Below are 17,637 nucleotides of genomic sequence, written 5' to 3'. Positions count from 1 at the left end.
GAGCACTAGCTTAGCCTAATTTCAAATAGTGATAGGAAGGAGCCCGAAGTAGTGAATCAAAGGGTAGCACAAAGCGTTAATGGTCAAACAGTTGCTCAGCGATTTTCCGCTGCAGCAAAGCATTACCATGAACATGACAGAGTGCAGAAGCTCTCCAGCATGCAGCTTTTTGACACCATGACCCCAAGCGGGGTCATGCTGGACATAGGTGCGGGGCCGGGGACTGATTTCAGTCAGTTTTCATCGGTTAACCAAGTGATAGCATTAGATATCGCTCAAGGCATGCTTGAGCAGGTTAAGCTGGACTTTCCCGATTATCAGACGGTTTGCGCCAATGCCGAATCCATCCCACTGCCTGATAACTCAATTGACAGTGCCTATTCTAATCTCGCCCTGCAGTGGTGCGGCGACCTTTCCAGCAGTTTCAATGAGACGGCTCGGGTGTTAACAGCCGGGGGCGAGTATCATCTGGCGATTGTTGCCCAAGACAGCTTACCTGAGCTTGCAGAATTAGGCTTTAGGGTGAATGCATTTCGGTCGATGGAGGAGATCTTGAGTCATTTTGATAGGGACCAGTGGCAGATTATCTCGTTTGAAACGACGGCGATTAGTGTCTACTTTGCCGATCTGAAATCGTTACTCTATTCCATTAAAGGCGTCGGCGCCTCTATTCATGGGAATGGCGATGACAATGAAAGAACTAAGGACAAGCTAAGCCATGGGATCCGTGGCAGAGGCGATTGGCACAAATTATTGGCGGCCGCTGAGCTTAGTCGAACTGCGCAAGGCCTCCCGCTGACTTATCAGATTGCTAGTATTTCTGCAAAAATAATAGGTTAATCCATGAAATTTTTCGTCACCGGAACAGACACTGATAGCGGCAAGACCTTGGTCACTTCGGCGCTCTTGTATAAAATGAAATTAAGCCAGGCTTATGGCCGTACCTTAGGCCTTAAACCTGTCGCCTCTGGTTGTGAGACGACTGAGAAGGGCTTGAGAAACAGTGATGCACTGGCCCTCATCGAGCAATCCAGCATAGAGTTGGATTATGAGCTGGTAAATCCTATCTCTTTCTTGCCTGCGATTGCGCCGCATATTGCAGCGTCACAGACAGGAGTCGACATCAGTCCCGGCGCAATACTGGCGAAGATACAGCAAAGTATTGTTGCAGCAGAGCTGAATGATAATGATGTTTGCCTCATCGAAGGGGCGGGGGGCTGGCGTCTGCCTTTAGGGGAAGGTCAATTTCTCTCTGAGGTTGTGCAGAGCTTAGATATACCTGTAATTTTAGTCGTGGGTGTGAAACTAGGCTGTTTAAATCACGCAGTACTGACACATGAAGCGATCATAGCCGATGGGTTAACCCTTGTTGGTTGGGTCGCTAATATCGTGGAACCACAGACCCGCTGCCTGGATGATAATCTCGCCAGCTTACACCAACTCATGCCTTCTTCGTGTCTAGGAGTTGTGCCCTATCTCAGTGAGGCTACAGCGGAAGCCGCCGCTGAGCATCTGAATCTGGCTGCTTTGGTTTCATAAACAGCTAAGGTTTCTTGGACTGTTTAGCTCGTTTAGCTCGTTTAGGTTGCTTAGCCCTGAATGTTATCAGGGCTAAGCTTTAGCCATTCTTTCTGGATTAGTCTTTCAACCCCCTGCGCTTGAGTAGGGCGTCTGTGGTCGGTTTATTCCCCCTGAAATGCATATAATCTCCCATCAAATCTTGGCTATTTCCCTTGGATAGGATGGCTTGGCGGTATTTGTTCCCATTTTTCAGGGTCAGACCGCCGGTCTTATCCATGTAAGAGAAGGCGTCGGCTGCCAGCACTTCAGTCCAGAGGTAAGCGTAATAACCCGCCGAGTATCCGCCGCCAAAACTGTGGCTGAAATAGCTGGTCTTATATCTGGGAGGCACTGGTGCGTAGTCTATACCGTGTTTGGCTAATACCTTATGTTCAAATTCCTCAACATTATCGATACGCGTACCGGGTGCTATTGAGTGCCATTCCATATCTAAGATGGCGGCGGCGAGGTATTCTGTGGTGTCATGGCCCTGATTAAACTTGTGGGACTTAAGGATCTTGTTTAACAGCTTGGCCGGGATAGGCTCCCCCGTCTGATAGTGCTTGGCATAGTGGGCGATCACCTCAGGGTTTATGTCCCAATCTTCGTTAAACTGAGAGGGAAATTCGACGAAGTCTCGAGCGGTAGCCGTGCCTGCGATACTGGGATACTTCACCTCGGAGAATAGGCCATGGACTGCATGGCCAAACTCATGAAACATGGTGGTGACCTCATCGAAGGTCATCAAGGTTGGCTTTCCTGCTGCGGGCTTAGGGATATTCAGTGCGTTGTACACCACAGGATGGGTGCCTAATAAACCGGATTGAGTGACAAATTCATCCATCCAGGCGCCGCCATTCTTACCTGGACGTGCATAAGGGTCGAGATAGAAGATGCCAATAGAGCTGCCGTCTTGGTTGAAAACTTCGAATGCCATCACATCTTCCTGCCACACGGGCAGATCGGTGCGAGGCTTGATCTCTATGCCGTAGAGTCGATTCATGGCGTAGAATAGTCCATCTTTCAATACTCGGTTAAATTCGAAGTAAGGCTTAATCTGGTTTTCATCAAGACTGTATTTTTGCTGACGGACCTTTTCGGCATAAAAAGCCCAATCCCATGGTTGAAGCTCAAAATTGGCTCCCTCCCTCGTCATCTCTTCACGTATGTCCTCAGCTTCTGCTCTCGTCTTGGCGATAGCTTTGGGAACAAGATCGTCGAGAATGGCGAACACGGCGTCTGGGGTCTTAGCCATTTGATCGGCAAGGGTATAAGCTGCCCAATTAGGGTATCCAAGTAGGGCAGCCTTATCTGCGCGCAGTTGTGCCAGCTTAATGGCTAAGGGACCATTGGTGTCCATGACGCGATTGGTAGATGCTTGCCATATTTTTTGGCGCAGTTCTCGATTATTCAACTTTGCCAGTATGGGCTGCCTGGTGGTATTGACTAGGGTTATCATGTACCCCTCTGTGCCTGTGGATTTCGCGGCAGCGGCGAGTGTGGCTATCTCATCGGCTGACAAGCCGAGCAGTTGGCTCTTATCGGTGACAAGAATCACCTCATTTTTAAACGACTTTAAAACATTTTGCGAGAAGTCGGCGCCAGCTTTGGCCAGAGAAGTATTGAGGTCTCGTATCTTAGCTTGATCTTTCTGCGAGAGCTTGGCTCCGGCACGCAGGAAATTGTTGTAGTAGAGCTCGGTGAGGCGTTTTTGCTCACCTTTTAGTGCGTCTTTATGTTGGTAAATGGTCTCGATGCGGGCAAACAGGTCTCGATTGAGATAGATATTATCCTCATGGGCTGTGAGCTCTGGCAAGATAGTATCTTGGATCTTAAGCATCTCATCATCGGATATCAGGCCGGAGAGGTTGAAAAACATGCGCGACACCCGGCTCAAAAGAGCGCCGGAGGTCTCCATCGCCGAGATAGTATTGTCGAAGCTAGCAGAGGCTGGATTATTGATGATCTTACTGATATCTGTCTCGTGTTGTGTCATCCCCAAACGAAATGCCGGTAGATAATCATCGGAGACTATTTTATCGAATTGAGGGGCCTGATCCTGTAATGGACTGGGATGAAGCAGCACCTTGTCGGCATTTTGTTGAGTGATCATGTTTGCCTTTGCTTGAGTTTGCGGCGTATCGTCAGATTGAGTTGAACATCCACCCAAGACAAATACCATACTCATTGCGATTGTTATTAGATTTTTGCGCATGTGAAATCTCTTCTTCTATTGTTGGTTGACCAGTTTGTTTTATTTAGTTGGTAAGTTCAGGTCTTAACTTTTGTTGCCGTGACACCCTAGCAAGCTTGAAGTCTGCTGCATAATGTTAAACTTTAGTCAGACTTAAGCTGGTGTCATTTATGTTTGATAAATCTTGAGCATTTGATTTTACACTGTGTAAATCATTTGTTTTTATTGTGTTTTGTGCGGGTTGCTTTTGTGAGGGGGTTGGTGTTCGAGATCACTCCAACGACTGAAAACATCAGATCTGTCCTATTTTCTCTTAACTTAGATCATTGTCTCAATTGTGAATAATATGATCGCCCGTTAAGGCCCTTATGGTCAGGAGCTGCTGAGGTTAATTTTTATTCATCTTTGGTGAGCTTGGTAGTCAGTTAACTTGGTCTGTGCTCTTTACTCTACTCAATTCCTAGACTAGTCAGCGCCTGATTCATCATCTTTTCTTGCTCATGTAGAAATAGGCGCATCTCATCACCTTGTAGGAAGAGTTCTTGCCAGACTTGGGCATCACGGGTTTCCGCCCAGAACTTAGTCTGATTGAGTTTATGGAGTAAATATTTACTCATAGCGTATTGGGCGTGCTAAATCTACGAATCGCGATATGCCATTGTGAACATATTTTCATCGAATGATACCGAAACTGTAAGCAGGTGATGGGTTAATCGTTGACAACTTTGGCCGCCTATATGGTGTGACACAAAGGCCTATAAGAAAGTGTAGCGGGAAATTAAGTATTAGGGTGACATCAGTCGCAACAAGATTTGAGAGGTATCTGTGGAGGAGATGTCTCTAATTAACCAAGTTTAATGCTTATTGTCAGCTGTAGTTAAGCTAGCCGCAGTTAAGCTAGCCGCCGAGTTTTAAGCTTTGCTTAATGTAAGCCTCCTAGACTGCATCTTCTTTACTATGGAAGGTCAATAGATCTTAGTATTTTGCGAGTTTAAAGTGATCCCGAATTGAGTTTAATTTGTCCAGATGTACATTTTTTTACTATTCTCCCCTTGAATTCTCGCCATTCGGACATATTATGTCTTTAGAACGCAACATCAGGTACTCAAGTACCCAACAGGAGCTTATTTAATGCGTATTTTTTTATTGATTGCGACCAACATGGCAATCTTACTTGTGGCCTCAATTGTGATGTCACTATTAGGTGTTAATACATCTACCATGGGCGGTTTACTCGTCTTTGCTGCTATTTTCGGTTTTGGCGGTGCTTTTCTCAGTTTAGCTATCTCTAAATGGATGGCTAAAAAGACCATGGGCTGCGAAGTCATCACTACACCTCGTGATAATACCGAGCGTTGGTTAGTCGAGACTGTCGCTCGTCAGGCTGAGCAGGCAGGTATCAAGATGCCGGAAGTGGCTATCTATCAGTCTGAAGAGCTTAATGCTTTTGCGACGGGTCCAAGTAAAGATAAAGCCCTTGTTGCTGTGAGTAGTGGTCTGCTTTATGGCATGAGTCAAGATGAAATTGAAGGTGTGCTTGCCCACGAAGTGAGTCATGTGGCAAATGGCGACATGGTTACCCTGACCCTTATTCAAGGTGTGGTTAACACTTTCGTTATCTTCGCTGCCCGTGTCGTTGCTGGCATTATCAATAACTTCGTTGCTAGTAATGATGAAGAGGGTGAAGGCTTGGGCATGTTCGCCTACATGGGCGTGGTATTTGTCCTCGACATGTTATTCGGTATTCTTGCCTCTATGATCGTGGCCTACTTCTCGCGTATTCGTGAGTTCAAGGCAGACGAAGGTGCAGCTAAACTTGCGGGTAAAGATAAGATGATTGCGGCTCTCGAGCGTCTACGTCAGGGACCTGCAACAGGTGCTATGCCAGCTCAGATGTCTGCACTAGGCATCAATGGTAAAAAGTCTATGTCAGAACTGATGATGAGCCATCCGCCGCTAGAGAAGCGTATCGCAGCACTGCGTGCCAGCTAGTCACTAGTCAGTAATCATTACAAACACAACGGGAGCCTAGGCTCCCGTTTCTATGTCTGGACTTCTTATAGTAAAGAGTTATGCAAGCACTTAGGTAACTAGGTAGTCATATGTGCTTTCGCTCTTAGCTAGATGTTTACTACACTTATGTCATCGGGATATACAGTTCACGCACTAAGAAGCTTATTCGAGAATATAGGCAGGTGAGAATGAATATCATTACTGTGATTTTATGAAGTTTTCTTGCATAGTTATTAAGTCTTTTTACTGAATTTGATCTTGAATTAAATGAGAGGGATTATGCAGTATCACATAAGGATTATGTGATAGGGCTCACTATATGACTGAATTCAGTACATAAGTAACAGCATAATTTGATTAAGCGCACAGTTTCAAACTTGCTTTGACGATATCATAAATCTAAGAAAAGTTGCGTATTTGCAGTTCCTTAGCTATTTTATGCAATGTCGTGCTAAGACTGTTGAGAGCAAGATGGGGTTAACTAATAAAACTTCACTATGCTGTCATTATAAGAGGATATGATTGTGAGCAAAAAAATACTAAGTGCATTATTCGGTGCTGCTTTGGCAGCATTAGCTTTATCACCAGTTGCTATGGCTGAGCCACAAGAACTTGCAGAAATGCATGTAGAGATGGATGGCTGTGAAGCCTGTCATGCAGATGGCGAGCCATCTGCAGATGGTGCTTATGAGTTTGAGCAGTGCCAGAGCTGTCACGGTACACTGGATGAGATGGATGCTGTACACCAACCACATGAAGGTAATCTAATGTGCGCCGATTGTCATGCTCCCCATGACATGAATGTCGGTGACAAACCAACATGTGATAGCTGTCATGATGATGGCCGTACACCTGAGTCCATCTTGAAGTAGAGCTGTAATAAGCGTTTAAATAAAGTATCTGATTATCAGGTGCTTGAAAAATGGGAGCTTAGGCTCCCATTTTTACGTTTGGATAATTGTTCGCCTCTTAAGATTTAGTAATACCAACGGTGTCGTGCTGGATAACGATAATCAGCTGTTGTCGACAGAGTTAATATAGAATCCACTCTATAATTTGTGGTAAGATTTTTTACCTGCACCTTCTTAATTTCTTCCTAAAATGATAAAAACTGATGAATGATATAACGATAGTAACCCACGACGGTAATTTTCATGCCGATGATGTTTTCAGTATCGCCGCACTTAAGTGTGTTTTTCCGACTTTTAATCTCGTAAGGACACGTAATGCTGACATTATTGCTAAAGCAGATGTCGTGCTTGATGTCGGTGGAGAGTATGATCCGGATGCAGGCCGCTTTGATCATCATCAACGTGGCGGAGCAGGTGAGCGTGAAGATGGTATCCCGTATTCATCTTTTGGCTTAATTTGGAAAAAATATGGCTTAGAAATTTGTCAGGGTGATCAAGAGTTAGCTACATCAGTTGATGCTGGTTTAGTATCGACCATCGATGCTATTGATTGTGGCCATGTTACTGGTGTTGCTACAGGTATTAGTCTTAGTCACACTATTTCCATGTTTAACCCAACTTGGCAAGAAGAGGGTGACTTTGATGCTAGCTTTAACGAAGCGGTAGACTTTGCATCACGGATTTTAACACGCTTTATTGCTTCGGCTAACGGTGGTATTAGCGCAAAAGCGATTGTGGCTAAAGCGATTGATGATGCTGAAGATCCAAGAGTGATTGTATTAGAAAAATATACACCTTGGAAAAGAACTGTTCATGCCTTATCTGAAGCGGCTTTATATGTTGTTTATCCATCTCAGTCAGGGCAGTGGAGAATTCAAACCGTACCCGCAGAACTTGGTTCATTCGAAGATAGAAAGTCGCTACCAAAAGCGTGGGCAGGATTAAACGGTACAGCGCTTCAAGAAGTGACAGGCATAGATGATGCAATGTTTTGCCATAACGGTTTGTTTATCGCTGGTGCAGAATCGTTTGCAAGTACCATGAAGATGGCAAGCATCGCACTCGCTGAGCAGTAAATAAGTCTGTCTGCAGCAGCTAGAGTAAGAAACATTTGAGGTTAGCCTTTATAACATTAAGGGCTAACCTTTAAGATAAGTAAATAAGTTACTAAATAAAGTTTTTTATAAAGTGTTTTAGCCTCTGAACACTCCCCCAGCGTGTGATCTGTGAGCCCCATATTGGTGCAACTTCTTACAGCTTTTACCTACTGATTGCACTCTCTTTGCTCATTTTATCAAAAAACAATACCGGATAATTTTTTTATTGTTAATTATCAATTAATTGAATGTTGGCGCGTTGGTTGCAATCTTATATTTATCGCGAACATAAGTGGGTGATATGAGATGGAAAGTGCCGATATTATTGAATTTAAACATAGCAAGAATGTAAATCTCGGGGATATCTCATCCTCGCACAGAGTGGCTATTATTGGTGCTGGTTGTGGTGATGTTGAGCTACTGACGCTTAAAGCCGCTCGTCTAATTTCTTCTGCGGACGCTTTGATCTATGACAGTCTGGTCAGTGAAGATATTCTTGATTTGGCATCGAATGAGTGTGAGATGCACTTTGCTGGTAAGAGGTGTGGTAAACCTAGTGCCAAGCAAGATGATATCAATCAACTACTGGTGGCTTGTGCGAAGCGGGGACTCAAGGTCGTGCGATTAAAAGGTGGCGATCCCAATGTATTTGGCCGGGGTTGTGAAGAGGCCATGTTTCTGGCTAAACATGGTATTAAGAGTCAATTTGTCCCCGGTATTACAGCTGCTTTGGGCTGCGCCGCCAGCGCTGGGATCCCTCTGACTCATAGAGGGGTAGCAAGGTCTGTGACCTTAGTGACTGGCACTGTCATCGATGATGCTTCCCGGACTGGCATAGGCTGGCAGGCTCTGCTAACTGCGCAGTCGACGTTAGTGTTTTATATGGGTAAGGAGCAGGCAGCGCATATCGCACATGGTCTGTTAACGGCGGGGGCAAGCATCAAGCTGCCTATGGTATTTATCAGTAGCGGGGCTAGAGTCGAGCAGAAATTAAGTTTTGCCACGTTAGGAGCCATGGCCGAAGTGGCCAGTCAGCTCCAAGTGTCGGGTCCTACTTTGATGATAGTTGGCGAAGTGGTTTCTGTGGGACAAGAGCTTGCGGAGCTAATCAATCAAGTCGAGAACAGCAAAAATAATGTCATTTCCAGTGATAAAGAGATGAGTGAGTCTGCTTAGATTCTTCTGCCGATATAAACATGAGTTTGATTGTGGTGAGAAAGGTTATCCTTCATTAATTTATGTCTTTGTTTTAAATTGAAATAATAAGAGGCTGTAGACTCCATGAAGAAAGCCTATCAGGGGTTAATAAGAACATTAGGGCGAGGTGAGAAAGGCTCCCGATCATTGACGCTCAGTGAGGCGCACTTTCTTATCAAAGGTTTCTCTGACGGCATTGGCACTAAGGTGCAGCTCGCTGCGGCGTTGATGTTGATGCGGGTCAGGGGAGAAACCTGTGAGGAAGTTGCTGGCGCGGCTTTGGGGATTAAATCAACCATGAGCACCCAATGGTCAAATCTCGATGTGAGCATCGACTGGCCCTGTTATGCAGGAAAACGTGAATTATTGCCTTGGCTATTACTCGCCGCAAAAGTACTGGCAAATCAAGGTGAACGGCTACTACTGCATGGAGACCCTAGATCGCTCAGTCATAGAAAGCATATTGCGGCTTATGTTGAGCGACTTAATATTCCTAAGGCGAGCAATCCAGAAGAGGCTCAATCTGCATTAGATTCAGTGGGAATTTGTTATGTCGATGCCGATAGTTTCTCGCCCTTGGTTGCGCAATTTCGCGAGTTACATCAAGAGCTAGGTTTAAGAAGTCTGTTTCAGATAGCCATTCGCTGCACTAATCCTGCTAATGCTCCTGTTAGCCTGCGCAGCTATTTTCACCCTGGTCTGGATAAGATGCATACCAAGGTCGCTAAGCTGATGTCCCATGCGTGTTTAGATGTGCGTCTGCTGGATGACTCTTTTAATGACAGTGTTGAAAGCACTGCTGTAAATGCTGCCGAGCAAGCTTTTGCACTCAAAGGTAGAGTCGGTATTTTTAAAGGGGTTCAGGGAGAGACTGAAATTAATCCAAGGATTTCTACCGAGCTGACCATCGCATCGCGGGGTGACAGCCAAGTTATTCATCTTCCCACCCGGCTTGAAGGTTTTGTTGGCATGAACACCTTGTCATCAGAGCTTGCACTTGTACCGGAACAAGCTTCCCTGATATTGAGTCAGATTTGGGATCAAGGTGAGAGTGATCATCGCCGTGGAATCGACTCAGCATTATTCATTAAGCTAGGAGAAGTTGCCGAGGCGAGTGTGATAGGTACACTGTCGGCAGTTTATCTACTGCAAGGTAAGTGTCAATCAGTGTCAGAAGCTGAATCTTTAGCCGATCAGGCATGGAGAATGAGATGACTATTTATACCTGTTTTACAGATCAACCTGATGAGCTTCATATCCATGATACTCACTGGCAAGTTACTAGCTTAACTAAGTTACAGGATATAGAGAGAGTACCTCTTTGCAATGAACAAGATCTTCTCGTTTATGTTTGCTCAGAGATGATTGGCGTCGATCTTCAACTGTTGTTACGCCTGATGCAATTCTCTCCCATTCCGCTGGTGGTGAATGCTAAGTGCTGGCAGAAAGAGGACCTGACGAGATTACTCGAATGTGGCAGGGTGACATTTGTCCCCGGTGAATTTGAGCCCGCTAGACTAAAGCAAGTCATAGAACTGGCCAAGCTGAGGTTCAGCTTGGCCAATGAGCAGCAACAGAAGATCATTCAATTAGAATCATCATTAGCAGCACAGAAGTTGCTGGCCAAGGTGAAGGCGAGACTCCAGCAAAACGGATTGAGTGAATCTCAAGCCCATAAACTCTTGCAAAAACAGGCGATGGACAGCGGGATATCTATTGAACAGCTGGTTCATCAATTGCCGCTAAGCTAAGCTTTCATTTATCTATCGTCACTCCTCAGCTCTCATCATTTCAAAGCCTCACTATTTCAAACCTATCCATTTCAAACTTAAGCATTTCAATTCCGCCCAAAATGGTGCAGAAGCGCCTTGGTTGTGCGATCACTCATTTCATTTCGTACCAGAAAACATAATAAGCGTAGTTAAATCAAAGGCTTGGTCTTGTTGTTTTCTTGGCATAATCACTGCAATAAGTAATAAGCTTTAAGACAACAAGTAAAATAAAAATTCGGATCTAATCGGCAATGGCGCCATGTTCTCACTTGAGAGCATGGCGCCTTTTTTTTTCTAGCAGATCTGCAGTTTCAAAAAGAGATGGGGAGTGTGTTATGGGTTGTGCAAAAACAGATTTGGAGCGTAAGCCTAGGTTACTCGTCGTGGGTAACGGCATGGTTGGCCATCATTTTATAGAGCAGCTTTGCGATCAAGGGCTCAATGAAGACTTTCACATTGAGGTATTTGGCAGTGAACAACTTGCTGCCTATGACAGGGTGCAGCTGTCTAAATATTTCGAGACCGGCAGTGCCGATAGCTTAATGCTGGCAAATGTCGATACCTATGCCAAACAGGGAGTGACCTTACACCTTGGCAAGGAAGTGACCGGGCTCGATACCGAGAATAAGTGCCTGCATACCCAAGATGGCGATTTTTGGTTTTATGACAAACTCATGTTGGCCACAGGGTCTTACCCCTTCGTGCCACCTATCGCGGGCAAAGACAGGCCCCAGTGTATGGTGTATCGCACCATCGAAGATCTGGAGCAGATACAGCAAGCCGCCGAGAAATCCACATCCGGGGTGGTGATAGGTGGTGGCTTATTGGGATTAGAGGCCGCCAATGCCTTACTGACCTTAGGCTTAGATACCCATGTTGTTGAGTTTGCATCTCAGCTGATGCCTGTACAGCTCAACGATAAGGCGGGTGACCTTCTGCGTGACAAAATTGAGCAGTTAGGGGTATCTGTACATACCAGCAAGGCGACCACGGCTATTGTCGCCGGTGAGTCGGCGCTGCACCGGATGAATTTTAATGACGATACCTATCTTGAAACAGACATGATTGTCTTCTCCGCCGGTATTCGTCCACAGGACAGCCTAGCCAGACAAAGCGGCATAGAAGTGGGTGAGCGTGGCGGTATTGTCATAAATGATCACTGTTTAACATCAGCCGATGATGTTTATGCCATAGGCGAATGTGCCATCTGGCAGCAGAGAATATTCGGACTCGTCGCGCCGGGTTATCAGATGGCGAGGGCGGCGGTATCCCATATTAATTCTGGTGCTAACAAGGCTGGCACATCTTCGAGCTTAGTGAAGTTCGAAGGCGCGGATATGAGCACTAAGCTTAAGTTGCTTGGGGTGGACGTAGCTTCAATCGGTGAGAGTCGTGGGTTTGATAATGCACAATTTGTTGAGCTTACCGATAATCAAGCCGGTACCTATAAGAAGCTCTGGTTAGATGAATCTGGCCGTTATCTCAAAGGCGCTGTCCTTGTAGGTGATGCCAGCGATTACAGCCTGCTGTTGAATCAATACTTGTCTGGTGATGAGCTTGTTGGCCCCGCTGTTGACTTGCTGCAGCGCGAAGAGGGCGTCAGTGTTGTGATGAAAGATGACGCGATTATCTGTTCCTGTCACCAGGTGACTAAGGCCGACATCGTTGCGAGCGTTCAGGCCGGCTCCCATAGTCTGACTGAAGTGAAAGCCTGCACTAAAGCGGCGTCAGGTTGTGGCGGTTGCAGTGCCTTGGTTCAGAGTGTGCTCACTCAGAGCATGGAAGAGCAAGGCCTAGAGACTGAGAAGGGGCTCTGCTGTCATTTTGAATACGACAGACAGGAGCTGTTTCATCTTTGTCAGGTAGAGGAGATAGGAGATTTTACCACCCTAATTAAGACTCATGGCAAGGGGGAAGCTGCCGTTGTGGGCCTAGGTTGTGATATCTGTAAACCTGTTGCCGCCTCAATATTTGCCACTTTAGAGAACGAATACGTACTCAACATTCAACATGCCAACCTGCAAGACACCAACGATGCGTATCTGGGCAACCTTCAAAAAGATGGTTCTTACTCTGTGGTGCCTCGAATTGCCGGTGGTGAAATTACTCCAGATAAGTTAATCGCCCTGGGTGAGATTGCTAAGCGTCACGATCTCTACACCAAAATCACCGGTGGTCAACGCATCGATCTCTTTGGGGCTCAGCTCTCTGACTTGCCGATGATCTGGCAAGAATTGATTGAACAGGGATTCGAGACGGGACATGCCTACGGTAAGTCTTTAAGGACAGTTAAGTCCTGTGTCGGCAGCACTTGGTGCCGCTATGGCGTCCAGGATTCAATCAGTTTAGCCATAGATCTGGAAAATCGTTACAAGGGACTACGCGCCCCACACAAGATCAAATTCGCAGTATCGGGTTGTACCCGCGAATGTGCCGAGGCCCAGAGTAAAGATATTGGAGTCATTGCCAGTGACAAGGGCTGGAACCTATTTGTGGGTGGCAACGGTGGCATGCGACCTCGTCACGGGGATCTGTTTGCAACCGACCTATCTACAGCAGATTTAGTGACCTATATCGACCGTATCTTGATCTTCTACGCTAAGACTGCCGCCCGCTTGCAACGCACTTCCGTGTGGCTTGAGTCTTTAGAGGGAGGCCTAGATTACCTTAAGTCAGTGGTCATCGATGATTGTCTTGGAGTGGCCGAAGATCTGGAAGCTCAGATGGAAAAAGTCATCTCGACGTATCAGTGTGAGTGGCGAACTAGTCTGGAAAGTCCTGAGTTCCTATCTCGATTCAGCGAGTTCGTTAACCCTGAAAAAATGCCTCAAGTGAATGTAGAGCAATATCGCTATAGCCGTGGACAGCGTTTCCCTGTGGGCTCAGTAGGCACGATTGCCGTGACTAATTTGCCCAGTGATACATCCAAAAATGTTGAGCTAGTTGAATTATCTAAGTAAGGCCATTGGCTTAAAGGAGTGACAAGTATGAATTGGGTCAATATTTGTGAGAAAAAAGAATTGCCAGACTTTGGCGGAGTCGCCGCTTGGTTTGAGGACAGGGCTATTGCCATTTTTAACTTAGGTGAGCGTGGATTATTTGCTCTGGATAATACCGATCCCGCCACGGGCGTGAGTCTATTGTCCCGCGGGCTTATCTGTGATCTCGAAGGGGATATTTTTGTCGCATCGCCTCTGCATAAACAACATTACAGTTTGCGCGATGGCTCCTGTATCGAAGATGAGTCCTTAAGTGTCGAGGTGTACCAGATCAAGTGCGAAGACGGCAAGGTGCTTGTGAAAAGCGCCTATGACAGTTCTGGTAATTATTCATTAGTATAAGGCGGTAATGATGAGTTCTGACAAATTTAATCTTTTCTCCTTCTCGGGAAAAATGAAAATAATGCACCTCAGTTGGATGGCCTTCTTCGTCAGTTTCATGGTCTGGTTTAATGCCGCGCCTCTGATGGGGGTGATTGCCCTGAGCCTGGGGTTGACCAATGAGCAGATTAAAACATTGCTTATTCTGAATGTGGCGTTAACGATTCCCGCGAGGATTATCATAGGCATGGTGACCGATAAATTTGGTCCTAGGCTGACCTATTCGGCGCTGCTGATATTGTGTAGTTTTCCCTGTTTCATGTTCGCACTAGGAGAAACATTCGAACAGTTAGCGCTGGCACGCTTCCTACTCGGCTTTATCGGTGCAGGGTTCGTTATCGGTATTCGTATGGTCAGCGAGTGGTTTCCGGCGAAAGAGCTCGGCACGGCCGAAGGGATCTATGGCGGTTGGGGCAATTTTGGCTCGGCTGCCGCCGCGTTTACCTTACCCGCTATAGCCATTGCCTTCGGTGGAGATAATGGCTGGAGATATGCCATTGGGTTAACAGGCGTGTTGAGCTTTGTGTTCGCCTTTATTTATTACTTCAATGTTTCCGATACGCCCAAGGGTTCAACCTACTTTAAACCTAAGAAGGCGGGCGCCCTGGAAGTGACAAGCAAGGGGGATTTAGCCCTGCTTATCCTGATGAAATTGCCCATGTATGCCACCTTGGCATTACTCGGCTGGAAGTTATCACCAGCGGGTGTCGGCATGTTCACTCAGATGGAGGTCTATGGTATCTATGGCATCTTGGTTGGCGTGCTTATGGTCGACCTGTATCAAACCTATCAGGTGAACAAGCATATCTTCGATGGCCCGGTACCCGAGTTTGAACGCTATCCCTTCAAGCAAGTTGCGGTATTAAATGTACTGTATTTTTCGACGTTTGGTTCAGAGCTCGCCGTGGTCTCTATGTTGCCGCTGTATTTTGCCGAAACCTTCGAGCTTGGGCTGACTCAGGCAGGCATGTTGGCCTCCACTTATGCCTTTATGAATCTGGTCTCAAGACCGGGCGGTGGCTGGATAAGTGATAGGTTCGGTCGCAAGCCAACCCTGATGATTTTGACTGCTGGCTTAGCACTGGGTTACCTTGGTATGGCACAAATAACCTCGGATTGGGCGTTACCATTGGCTGTGATTATGGTGATGACTTGCTCTTTCTTTGTTCAAGGAGGTGAAGGGGCTGTCTTTGCCGCTGTTCCCTTGATTAAGCGACGATTAACTGGTCAGATTGCCGGCATGACCGGAGCCTATGGTAATGTTGGGGCTGTATTTTTCCTAACTGTCTACTCTATGGTGTCTACGCAAATTTTCTTCTATGTTATCGCTGCCAGTGCGGTGCTGGGCCTTGTGAGTCTGCTGTTTCTCATTGAGCCTAAGGGGCATATCGCCGAAGTGAATGAGGATGGTGAAGTGACCTTGATCAGTATCAATTAACCAGTTATAAAGAGGGAAATGGTATGTCAGCATCGGGCGTAGCGTCATTGAGTAAGAGTCTGGTGGAAGATGATTTAACATCTAAAGCTGAGCCGAGTGTACCAGAAGAACCGTCTCTCAATGGAGAGCTGCCTTTGAGTGGGGAGCTTGAAATCGGGGCGGGTCAGTGCTCTGCTCAAGGGGCCAAATCCACCAATGAAGATGCCATCGGCATACGTATACCCGATGGCTTGATGCTGACAACTAAGGGCGCTGTGTCGGTCATTTGTGATGGGGTGAGCGCCGCAGAAGCGGCAGAGAAAGCCAGCGGCATAAGCATCAGTAATTTTATCTCCGATTACTATTCGACGCCGGATACCTGGAGCGTCGAGAAATCCAGCTCTCAGGTACTCACCGCACTGAATCGTTGGCTCTATGGTTTGGGTCAGGACTATCGAGAGGCGCAGCGGGGTTATGTATGTACCTTTACCGCCCTTATTTTTAAATCTTGCAGTGCTTATCTGCTCCATGTTGGCGACTCCAGAGCCTATCGGTTCAGAGCTGGCAAGCTTGAGCGTTTGAGCCGAGACCATGTGACTGTGCTTGGAAAAAATAAGCGCTACCTAGCGAGGGCATTAGGGTTAGATGTGAAACTGGACGTGGATTACCGCAAGCTCGAGTTAGCGCAGGGCGATCTCTACCTGCTGACCACAGACGGCATTCATGACGTTATCAGTGATCAAGACTTGGCAGTTAAATTGTCTGAGTTTATGTCTAAACTAAAATCTAAACCTGAGTCTAAAGTAAGCCTTAAACAAGAGTCAGACGCCGCAATCGATCACGATGAGTTTTGCAGGTTATTGTGCTCTCAGGCAATCGATGCGGGTAGTCTGGACAATGTCAGCTGTCAGCTGTTATCCATAGGTACATTACCTAAGTTAAATATCGACGATCTCTATCAGAGGCTATCTAAGTTACCTTTTCCGCCTCCATTGTCTGAGGGGATGAAGCTAGACGGTTACCTGATAGAAGAAATTTTACACCAGAGTCAGCGCAGTCAGGTATATCTGGCATCCGATGCAGATGGCAACAAGCGTTGCATCAAGACGCCCTCGGTTAATTATCTCGATGACGCGGCTTATATCGAACGTTTCATGCTCGAGAGTTGGATAGGCCACAGGATAAACAGCCCGAACGTGGTGAAGTTATTAGACAGAGATCGGGTGAAAAGTGCGCTTTACTATGTCACTGAGCATCTCAACGGCATGTCATTGAGTACCTGGATCACTCGTAATCCTAAGGCTTCGGTGCAGGAAGTTTTGCTGCTGTTGAAACAGATAGAATCCGGGGTGAGGGCGTTTCATCGTAAGGAAACCATACACCAAGATCTTAAACCCGATAATATTTTACTGACCTATGAAGGCCAGATTAAGCTTATCGATTTTGGCTCCTGCCATATCAAGGGAATAGCCGAAATTGCCACCCCTCTTCAACGAGATAGTATCTTAGGCACCGCAGACTATTCCGCCCCCGAGAGTGTATTAGGGTACCGGGTTACCAACAAAGCCGACCTGTTTTCCATGGCAGTGATCACCTTCGAGATGCTCACCGGCCAGTTGCCTTTTAAAGGAAAATTGGCACAATGTCGCACCAAACAAGATTATCTTAAGCTGGTTTACATCCCGAGTTATGAACTCAATCCACTCATTCCCTTATGGATGGACCCACCACTGAAGAAAGCCTTAAGCTTCGACCCCGTGAGTCGCCAGGTTGATACCAGTGAGCTGTTATATGAACTCAATCAACCATTGGTGAATTGGGATAAACCGGAAGTGGGACGCTCATTTTTAGAGAGGGATCCCGTGAGGTTCTGGCAAGGTGTCTCGGTATTGCTTGGCTTGAGTACATTACTCTTACTGCTAAGTTAAAAAACACCCCCTATTATCACAAGGCATATTTTGATCTCGCTAGGGCACAATATGCCCTGGGAAGACGTAATTCAGCAAGAAACTCGATTAAATTGGCCTTGGAATATGCCGAAATGCCTAAAATCCAGAGGTTGTACCGAGCTAAACTTAGTTGGTTGAATAAGATGT

14 protein-coding genes are annotated in these 17,637 nt (G+C 46.3%); 12 read left to right on the top strand and 2 right to left on the bottom strand.

The genetic code is table 11. From position 1 onward, the window contains the following. The first annotated feature begins 51 nt into the window (after nt 1–51). Complete coding sequence (locus FM037_RS17645) at nt 52–840, top strand: methyltransferase domain-containing protein (RefSeq protein WP_144047056.1); 789 nt, start codon at nt 52–54, stop codon at nt 838–840. Between the two features lie 3 nt (nt 841–843). Beyond that, nucleotides 844–1,539, top strand: a complete 696-nt coding sequence (bioD, locus tag FM037_RS17640) for a dethiobiotin synthase (protein ID WP_144047055.1) — start codon at nt 844–846, stop codon at nt 1,537–1,539. 97 nt (nt 1,540–1,636) lie between these two features. Here the strand turns inward: bioD and FM037_RS17635 are convergent, their stop codons facing one another. Together FM037_RS17635 and FM037_RS28585 are read right to left on the bottom strand one after the other, a co-directional pair. Next, the gene (locus FM037_RS17635; RefSeq protein WP_144047054.1) at nt 1,637–3,775 is read right to left on the bottom strand and encodes a M3 family metallopeptidase; all 2,139 of its coding nucleotides are present in this window, start codon (nt 3,773–3,775) and stop codon (nt 1,637–1,639) included. A gap of 428 nt (nt 3,776–4,203) precedes the next feature. Then, nucleotides 4,204–4,371 (bottom strand): hypothetical protein, encoded by a 168-nt coding sequence (locus tag FM037_RS28585; protein ID WP_185976848.1) that lies wholly within the window; start codon nt 4,369–4,371, stop codon nt 4,204–4,206. Nucleotides 4,372–4,885: 514 nt separating this feature from the next. On the opposite strand from FM037_RS28585, the gene htpX reads away from it, so the two are divergent. The 10 genes from htpX to FM037_RS17585 all read left to right on the top strand — a co-directional run bounded on the left by htpX (nt 4,886) and on the right by FM037_RS17585 (nt 17,469). Continuing rightward, nucleotides 4,886–5,746 (top strand): protease HtpX, encoded by an 861-nt coding sequence (gene htpX, locus FM037_RS17630; RefSeq protein ID WP_144047053.1) that lies wholly within the window; start codon nt 4,886–4,888, stop codon nt 5,744–5,746. Between the two features lie 545 nt (nt 5,747–6,291). Further along, a complete protein-coding gene (gene cctA, locus FM037_RS17625; protein WP_144047052.1) occupies nt 6,292–6,639 on the top strand; it encodes a tetraheme c-type cytochrome CctA in 348 nt (115 codons plus the stop codon). 242 nt (nt 6,640–6,881) lie between these two features. Beyond that, the gene (locus FM037_RS17620) at nt 6,882–7,754 is read left to right on the top strand and encodes an MYG1 family protein (protein WP_144047051.1); all 873 of its coding nucleotides are present in this window, start codon (nt 6,882–6,884) and stop codon (nt 7,752–7,754) included. 327 nt (nt 7,755–8,081) lie between these two features. After that, nucleotides 8,082–8,951 (top strand): uroporphyrinogen-III C-methyltransferase, encoded by an 870-nt coding sequence (gene cobA, locus FM037_RS17615; protein WP_144047050.1) that lies wholly within the window; start codon nt 8,082–8,084, stop codon nt 8,949–8,951. A 105-nt stretch (nt 8,952–9,056) separates the two neighbouring features. After that, nucleotides 9,057–10,187, top strand: a complete 1,131-nt coding sequence (locus FM037_RS17610) for a glycosyl transferase (RefSeq protein WP_144047049.1) — start codon at nt 9,057–9,059, stop codon at nt 10,185–10,187. Continuing rightward, a complete protein-coding gene (locus FM037_RS17605; RefSeq protein WP_144047048.1) occupies nt 10,184–10,723 on the top strand; it encodes an ANTAR domain-containing response regulator in 540 nt (179 codons plus the stop codon). Before FM037_RS17610 ends, FM037_RS17605 begins: the two co-directional genes overlap by 4 nt. A 356-nt stretch (nt 10,724–11,079) precedes the next feature. Next, nucleotides 11,080–13,704, top strand: coding sequence for a nitrite reductase large subunit NirB (nirB, locus tag FM037_RS17600; protein WP_144047047.1), 2,625 nt, complete (start codon nt 11,080–11,082; stop codon nt 13,702–13,704). Between the two features lie 27 nt (nt 13,705–13,731). Next, the gene (gene nirD, locus FM037_RS17595) at nt 13,732–14,085 is read left to right on the top strand and encodes a nitrite reductase small subunit NirD (RefSeq protein ID WP_144047046.1); all 354 of its coding nucleotides are present in this window, start codon (nt 13,732–13,734) and stop codon (nt 14,083–14,085) included. A gap of 7 nt (nt 14,086–14,092) precedes the next feature. Then, nucleotides 14,093–15,562: a NarK family nitrate/nitrite MFS transporter gene (locus FM037_RS17590; protein WP_407695602.1), complete on the top strand. Its 1,470-nt coding sequence runs from the start codon at nt 14,093–14,095 to the stop codon at nt 15,560–15,562. A 23-nt stretch (nt 15,563–15,585) separates the two neighbouring features. Then, nucleotides 15,586–17,469 carry a bifunctional protein-serine/threonine kinase/phosphatase gene (locus FM037_RS17585; RefSeq protein ID WP_229380936.1) on the top strand — a complete coding sequence of 628 codons (1,884 nt, stop codon included), beginning with the start codon at nt 15,586–15,588 and terminating at the stop codon, nt 17,467–17,469. The last annotated feature ends 168 nt before the right edge of the window (nt 17,470–17,637 follow it).

The sequence above is a fragment of the Shewanella psychropiezotolerans genome (assembly GCF_007197555.1).
Lineage (GTDB): Bacteria > Pseudomonadota > Gammaproteobacteria > Enterobacterales > Shewanellaceae > Shewanella > Shewanella psychropiezotolerans.
The sequence above is the reverse complement of the archived record's forward strand: the minus strand, read 5'-3'. Positions and strand labels throughout refer to the sequence as shown.

Bases quoted from the DNA above. Each gene is read 5' to 3' on its own strand.
- bioD (WP_144047055.1), top strand. From the start codon at position 844: ATGAAATTTTTCGTCACCGGAACAGACACTGATAGCGGCAAGACCTTG.
- FM037_RS17635 (WP_144047054.1), bottom strand. From the start codon at position 3,775: ATGCGCAAAAATCTAATAACAATCGCAATGAGTATGGTATTTGTCTTG.
- FM037_RS28585 (WP_185976848.1), bottom strand. From the start codon at position 4,371: ATGAGTAAATATTTACTCCATAAACTCAATCAGACTAAGTTCTGGGCG.
- htpX (WP_144047053.1), top strand. From the start codon at position 4,886: ATGCGTATTTTTTTATTGATTGCGACCAACATGGCAATCTTACTTGTG.
- FM037_RS17620 (WP_144047051.1), top strand. From the start codon at position 6,882: ATGAATGATATAACGATAGTAACCCACGACGGTAATTTTCATGCCGAT.
- cobA (WP_144047050.1), top strand. From the start codon at position 8,082: ATGGAAAGTGCCGATATTATTGAATTTAAACATAGCAAGAATGTAAAT.
- FM037_RS17610 (WP_144047049.1), top strand. From the start codon at position 9,057: ATGAAGAAAGCCTATCAGGGGTTAATAAGAACATTAGGGCGAGGTGAG.
- FM037_RS17605 (WP_144047048.1), top strand. From the start codon at position 10,184: ATGACTATTTATACCTGTTTTACAGATCAACCTGATGAGCTTCATATC.
- nirB (WP_144047047.1), top strand. From the start codon at position 11,080: ATGGGTTGTGCAAAAACAGATTTGGAGCGTAAGCCTAGGTTACTCGTC.
- nirD (WP_144047046.1), top strand. From the start codon at position 13,732: ATGAATTGGGTCAATATTTGTGAGAAAAAAGAATTGCCAGACTTTGGC.
- FM037_RS17590 (WP_407695602.1), top strand. From the start codon at position 14,093: ATGATGAGTTCTGACAAATTTAATCTTTTCTCCTTCTCGGGAAAAATG.
- FM037_RS17585 (WP_229380936.1), top strand. From the start codon at position 15,586: ATGTCAGCATCGGGCGTAGCGTCATTGAGTAAGAGTCTGGTGGAAGAT.